Below are 7,272 nucleotides of genomic sequence, written 5' to 3'. Positions count from 1 at the left end.
AAGATGGCATACTGGCCTTCTTGTCAATTCGGTTTCGAAAGCATATTTTAGTCGTTTCGCCCACTTTTTCACCTAACTCATGCGCTAACTCATTGGAAATAGATCAGGTCAAAGTGAACAGTCTCCCTCTCCCCTTTTTTGATACAGAGCATTATCAACTGCTCATCCTCCAGCCTGTTACTAGTATTGAGAGAGTTTAAAACAAAGTCACCGAACTCTGCAAATCAATCACCGATGTCTACAAGTGATGTTCAGATATGCATAATTTAGCAGCGTATCTGTTTTGACTACTGATGATAGGTTTATGAGTAAGTTATACTGTTCCGTAATGTTTGATTCTGATGCGACGCCTTATATTTCTGAGCCTTGGAAATCTCCGTTACGGGTAATCAGAGCTTCGGAATCCTCCGCTACGGGGAACTTGCCATGTAAACTACCTGGATACTAGTGTCAGGTCAAGCTTGGTGTGGTAATCCAATCCAGCAAGGAATCAACATTCTACTAGCAGTTTGATCTAGTAAATCCGTTCTATCTGCGTCTCTGCGTGCTATATCTCCTCCATACACCACATAGTGCCGAAGCAGATATCAAGGTGTTATCATCCTGTGCTCACCCGATGATAACCCAATAATATCTGGTTCAAATATAGATATCCTGAGGAGGAATGAAGCGATTTAGTATGGGATCCACTTCGAAAAAGCAGTGTGAATTCCAGCCTGTAGATCGATTTTTTTTTGTAATCTGCAATTTTCCCAGAGAGAAACATGGGATTCGCAGATTTGAAACCTTGCTGGATGAAATGCAAGCGCTCTCATATATTTCGTTTATAGGTATGAGATAAAACTTTTACATGATATTGGCGCAAAATGTGCGAGTATCAGAATTTGAGCGATATATCGTCCAGGAGGTACTTATGAAAAAGATAGTATCCGTGATAAGCTTGGCATTCATCATGATGTTGAGCTTGTACGCAGAAGATTTTGCCATCCGCAAAGCCAGTGATCTGCGACTGGAAACGTATAGTATTGCTACTGCCGATGGATCCTACATGGTTTTTTGGAGTGATCGGGATTCTGGAGATGCAGATATTTACTGTCAGAAGATCAGTTCAGATGCCCAGGTTCTTTTCAATGAAGCTGTACCTCTGATAACCGGACCCGGAGATCAGAAGTTGCAAAGAGCTAGTCGTAGTTCGGACAACAATTTCTTCGTGATCTGGGCTGATATTGATATCGAAACCGTAATGGGCCAAAGGATCCAGAAAGTAAGCTCCAATAGCCAGGCACTTTGGGGAAATGGAGCGCAGTTTAGCAATACCCCGATTACTTACGGAGATATCTTCATCCTCCCCGACGACCAAGGAGGTGCCTATGTATTTCATCAACGTCCCTATCATAAAGAAATTATAGGTCAACATCTGGACAGCTTTGGCAATTGTCTGTGGCCGATATCGGGAAAGACTCTTGTAGATTACGACGAGAGTTCAATCAGGCTGGACTCGGTAGTTACAGATGGAGAGGGCGGTTTTATCCTAAATGTAGCGTACCAGATCAATTCCATCTGGAATTCCCGTCTGCTTCGCTTCTCTGCCTCCGGAACTCAAATAGGAGAAGAGCCGATCCTGCCACACAATGCACTGGAGTTTATAGATTACCAGATCCTACCTCCGGTGAACGGCCAATATGTGATTTACCGAGCTCCCGATCCGGGATCCAAAACAATGTATCTGAACAAAATGGATGTTAACGGCAACCTGCTCCTGGATACCAGCTTGTCTTACGAACTCGGAAGCCTGGATTACGGGACTTTGAAAAGCATTACCAATACTCCCAATGCAGGAGTGGCAGTCTGTTGGACCGCTCATGAAACAGATACTGATATCCAGTTCCAAAGCCAGCAGTTCAGCCCTTCACTAAGTGCAGTGTGGAGCCAGCCAGTTACCGTATCAGCGGAAAACATCAATGTAAGCAGCACTAAACTCAATCCACTGGCAGATGGCAGCTTATGGCTGTTTTGGCATGGTAATTATGAGGATCCTTATTTTAAGACGCAATTGCTGGATAGTGCGGGATACCCCATCTTTGAACAAGGTGGAAAGCTGATTACAGACCAATCTTCCAGTTATCTGGGCATTGGCAATCAAAATAAAGGAATCATGTTGTGGGAAACCGTTGAATCCGGTTATAAGAAGCTCAATATTCAGGGCGTAAGTTTGAATGGTGCCCTCAGTTACTCTGAAGGGGGATATACCCTGCAACAATGTCTGAATTACAACTGCCAAATATATGATACCTTTAGCCTGGGGAATCGCTATCTTAGCCTTTGGCTGGATAATCGGGACAATACCAGTATCAACTTCCAGCTCCTGGATCAAAACGGACAAGCACTTTTGGAGCCCGCTGGCAGAGCTGCCACAACCAATATATTGGGCACCATAGATATCAAGGCAGCTACAACCACCCAGAACAATGAACTGGTGTTTATCTATAGAAGCACTACCGACACTCCGGACGGTCTGGAGTATGTCACATATTTGCAAACAATTAATGCCATGGGAGAACTGGGATTTTCCCCCAATGGTCTGGTGCTTCCAGGCAACGCCGAGCGCTTGAGTGCGGTTGACAATGCCATATACATCACGTGGGTCCAACCTTACGAGAATTCGTCGTCTGGCATCATGGGACAGAAATTGCTCAATCATCAACCAGTATGGGGAGATAGCGGCAAGCTCATCAAGATTATTCCTGAGAACCTGTATACCGAAATAGTAGGCATGGCAGGACACTATATCATTTGGGAACAAATAAGCCTTGACGAAGATTATATCACACAATGCAAAACCTTGCGCATAGACGATAATGGCGATCCGGCTTCGGGTTGGGATCCTATGGGCATGGATATTTTCGAAGGCCTCTCATATAGAGATGAGGAGCTGAAAGATGCTGGCATTATCGATGATGATCTGGTAGTGTTTGTATCGCTATTCAAGTATAGTACGCACTCTCAAAGAATCCAGCGGATAAATGCAGCTTCTCAGCGCTTGTGGGGAGCCGGTGGACTGGTTTTCGGAGATACCAATGATTTCAAACAAATAGCTTCTGTAGTATATGATGATGAGATTTCATATCTGGCTACCGGTGCGAATAACTGCATTAACCTGCATAGAGTATCTGCAACTGGGGAACCGATTACTCCAGTAGAGGGAGTAGTAGTGATTCCCAATCCCAATCACTGCTATGATGCCGTACTGAAGAAATTTGCAAATGGCTCCATGCTCTGCGCTTATAGCGATAATGATGGATACTTGATCCAGAACCGTGATCTATATATCCGTCATATCGATCCTTATGGCATTCCTTCGGGGGATTCTCCAATCCTTCTTTGCGGTGAACGCTATCAGCAGGAATACACCAGAATGGCGGTGATCGGTAATGATGCCCTGATTACCTGGGCTGATAGCAGAACTGGGATCATGAATGGCGAAGAAACCTGGGCCGGCATCTGGGGACAAATGGTATCCAGCCAGTACGTGGCTACTGACGATCCTCATGCCAGTCTCGTAACCGTACCAGGAATCATTGGAAACTACCCCAATCCCTTCAATCCCAGCACCAACATCAGCTACTCTTTGCCATCTCCAGCAGCTGTATCCCTATACATCTACAACCTCAAGGGACAGAAAGTGAAGACACTGCTTTCGAACGTGAATAGTCCTGCTGGAACTCACGTGGAAATCTGGAATGGCACAGACGACAGCGGTAAACTTGTAAGCAGCGGCATGTATTTCTGCCGGCTTGAGGCGGATGGCTACAAAGCTGTTCGCAAAATGATACTGGCGAAGTAGAATAAAAACACTTAGCTGTAGGGGCGCTCACTGTGGCGCCCTTTATCGCTGTGTTAATTCTGCTTGCCAGTTATCCAATATCGGAAACGATGAGTATGACAATAGAAAGTATTAAGGAAAAGTGATGCATATCAAAGACGCACAGCTATTTAAGGAGATAATGGCACTTGTAGAAGAGTATCTCAGTGCCAGAGCTAATGCCCAAAATGTAATCAAATACTCCCGCTATTTTAAAGAAGGCTACAATGCCTGGGGTGCTTCGTCTGAAGATGTACAAGCAGCATTCAGTCTTGTTCAGGAACAATGCACATCTTTGAGCTTGGATAAACTAATTGAGCTAGGCAAGCTGATGTTTCTACACGGTAAATACGAAATGGGCAGTCTGGCAATCCTGCTAATGGAGAAGCGCTACAAAGAATACGATAAAGGCACATTTGCAGGCATCAAACAATGGTTCGACTTTGGCGTGGGCAATTGGGGTCATAGTGACCACTTATGTACAACTGTATGTCCTACGTTCTTGACCCGTGATATCGTAGGGATAGACGATTTCCTGCCCTGGCGTGATGCTGAAAGCCGCTGGACGCGAAGAGCGGCACCGGTTACCTTTATCAAGATCAAAAAGGAAGCCGATCCACAAAAACTGCTGGATTTCGTACGTCCGTTGATGACCGATTGTGAGCGTGTGGTTCATCAAGGCACTGGATGGTTCCTGCGGGAATTGTGGAAAGTCCATCCCCAGAAAGTGGAGGACTTTTTGTATGAATACCGGAATAGCGCGGCTCGGTTGATCATTCAATATGCTACTGAGAAGCTAAGCAAGGAAGAACGCTTACGTTTCAGAAAGGATAAACTGGGAACTGATAAATAGAAAAATCGCAGGGAACATCCGAGAGGAGTTCCCCACGTCTTGGAGGGCATTTGTGTAAGGTCTAAACCTTGATTATTTAGAAAATCAATTCCACATAACTGTCAATAATTTTCAGGGAGCTTCATTCAATTTGTCCCACTAGAGTTGTTGATTATTTGACACAGTTCATTTATCCTTGTTATTGCAAGGCAGATATAGCAAGTTCCGGAGATGGCGTTAAGAAATTGATTCATCCATGATGCCCTATGCAAATCAGGGAGTATTTTATCTGATTTCGTTACGAAGCAGGTTATGGTTAGTTGTGGAAAAGAATAGACACCTCCTATCTTGTCTGCCGAAATTATGGGAGCCTTCTTCTTGACAAAGATGAAGGCAGCATTAAACTTAAAATAGAGGTCAAAATGTTAACGTTTCCACATAATTGCCCCGGAGATATCGATTCAATGAACGCTTGCACACGACATCCCGGAGGCAATGTACTGATTGAATATACAATGTTACAGCCTAATTTACAGCGATCAAGTGATATATGAAACCTGAATATTCGCATTTGATCCGCCACAAGAAGGCCATAAGCGCTTCCGGTACACTTGTATTGTATTGGATGCAACAAGCTCAAAGAGTATCTTTCAATCCTGCATTGGATTATGCTATTCATACTGCAGTCGAATTGCGCTTGCCCCTACATGTTGTATTTGTACTCAGCCATGATATTCCCGACGCCCAATCTGCTCACTATCGCTTTATGTTGGAAGGACTTGCTCAGACCGGTATTGAGCTGAAGAAGCTAAAGATCGGCTTCCACATCGTTGCCGGAGACCTGCCTGAATGCGTAGAAAAAGTAGCAAAGGATACCAAGGTATTGATCTTGGATCACGGATACCTTGCCTGGCAAAGAGCCTATCGCGACATTCTGTTCAGTTCTCCTGCTCTTTTGCATTGTGACCTGGTAGAAGTGGATACTGAAGCTGTGGTTCCAGTGCATCTGGCCTCGTCCAAAGAAGAGTATAATGCAGCTACTCTGCGACGCAAGCTTCTGCCCCAGCTCGGCTCATGGCTCTCCTGGCATCCGGAAGATCCCGGCGCATTGATCCCAGCCGGTATAGAATGTGCTCCACAAGGTAAGTACTCCGGTAGATTGGAGCACCGGGCGGAACTCCTCATTTGGGCTCGCAAGGTTCTGAGCTTGAGTGCAGAAACCGGTCCTGCTTACCTCATAAAGTCCTCACACAGCGAAGCACTGGCAACACTGGACAGCTTTATCAGAGACAAACTGAAGGACTATTCCACTTTAAGAAACCATCCCAATTTAGATGTCCAGAGCCACATGAGCCCTTATCTGCATTTTGGCCAAATCTCCCCTCTACAGATAATCCACCAAATCTGTGAAACCTGTGATGTCGATATGGCATCCATTCCAGAGCTGATCAACGGAAAAGCGGGACTGGATGGCATGGCGCAAAGCATTGGTGCTTTTGCAGAGGAGTTGATTGTCAGACGTGAATTAGCGATGAATTTCTGCCACTACAATCCAGATTACAAAAACAGCTCTGCCCTGCCGGACTGGGCGATTAGAACTCTGAACGATCACCTTGCCGATGCCCGGGAAGGTGACTACAGTCTGGAACGGCTGGAGCTTGCAGAAAGCTCCGATATATACTGGAACGCAGCTCAACGCGAGCTGCTGATGACCGGAAAGATGCACAATTATATGAGAATGTATTGGGGGAAACGAGTGCTGGCATGGTGCCCCTCGGTGGAAGAGGCGTATCAGATCCTGGCGTATTTGAACAACAAGTATGAATTGGATGGCCGTGATCCCAATGCTTGGGCAGGAATAGCCTGGTGTTTTGGCAAACATGACCGGCCATGGGCCCCTCGTCCCATATACGGTATGGTCCGCTATATGAATTCTGCTGGCTTACAGAGGAAATTCGACATGAAGGCTTATATACAGAAATGGAACTGAGGACAACTGATGAAATGTAAATTGATTGCCTGTTTATTGCTCTTCATCTGTATGGGATTGTGGGCTCAGGAAGCTACTGAAAAGGAAAAGATCATCATAGGCGGAGATTCTGATTATTGCCCTTATGAGTTTATCAACGATGAAGGCAATCCGGATGGCTATAACGTGGAGCTTAGCCAGGAGATAGCAAAAATATTGGGTAAGGAGCCGGTGTTTCGCTTAAGTAAATGGGCTTTGGCGATGGAACGTTTGGACACATCAGAGATCGATGTCGTACAGGGCATGGCCTTCAGCGTGGAACGAGCTATGAAGTATCATTTTAGTTCTGCCCATGCTGAAACATGGCGTACGTTTTTTTATCGAAAGGACTCCAATATATCCAGAGAAAGCGACATTATGAATAAGTCAGTAGTGATCCAACAAGGCGATATTGCTGGCGAGTACTTAAAGAAGATCGGATTCCACGGTACTCTCAATGAAGTACCCAACCAGGAGATTGCGTTGAAATTGCTAAGTAAGGGCGATTTTGACGTATCTTTATTAAACTATACTATTACGATGTACATCATTCGTCAAGAGAACATAAAG

4 protein-coding genes are annotated in these 7,272 nt (G+C 45.1%); all 4 read left to right on the top strand.

What is annotated here, in order from left to right:
- The first annotated feature begins 913 nt into the window (after window positions 1–913).
- Window positions 914–3,844, top strand: a complete 2,931-nt coding sequence (locus PHF32_08275) for a T9SS type A sorting domain-containing protein (GenBank protein ID MDD4560712.1) — start codon at window positions 914–916, stop codon at window positions 3,842–3,844.
- 124 nt (window positions 3,845–3,968) lie between these two features.
- Complete coding sequence (locus tag PHF32_08270; protein MDD4560711.1) at window positions 3,969–4,715, top strand: DNA alkylation repair protein; 747 nt, start codon at window positions 3,969–3,971, stop codon at window positions 4,713–4,715.
- A 529-nt stretch (window positions 4,716–5,244) separates the two neighbouring features.
- A complete protein-coding gene (locus PHF32_08265) occupies window positions 5,245–6,684 on the top strand; it encodes a deoxyribodipyrimidine photo-lyase (protein MDD4560710.1) in 1,440 nt (479 codons plus the stop codon).
- Between the two features lie 9 nt (window positions 6,685–6,693).
- On the top strand, window positions 6,694–7,272 hold a 579-nt coding region (locus PHF32_08260), incomplete at its 3' end, for a transporter substrate-binding domain-containing protein (protein ID MDD4560709.1).

The organism is Candidatus Cloacimonadota bacterium (assembly GCA_028706475.1).
Classification (GTDB): domain Bacteria; phylum Cloacimonadota; class Cloacimonadia; order Cloacimonadales; family Cloacimonadaceae; genus UBA5456.
The sequence above is the reverse complement of the archived record's forward strand: the minus strand, read 5'-3'. Positions and strand labels throughout refer to the sequence as shown.

Bases quoted from the DNA above. Each gene is read 5' to 3' on its own strand.
- PHF32_08270 (MDD4560711.1), top strand. From the start codon at position 3,969: ATGCATATCAAAGACGCACAGCTATTTAAGGAGATAATGGCACTTGTA.
- PHF32_08275 (MDD4560712.1), top strand. From the start codon at position 914: ATGAAAAAGATAGTATCCGTGATAAGCTTGGCATTCATCATGATGTTG.
- PHF32_08265 (MDD4560710.1), top strand. From the start codon at position 5,245: ATGAAACCTGAATATTCGCATTTGATCCGCCACAAGAAGGCCATAAGC.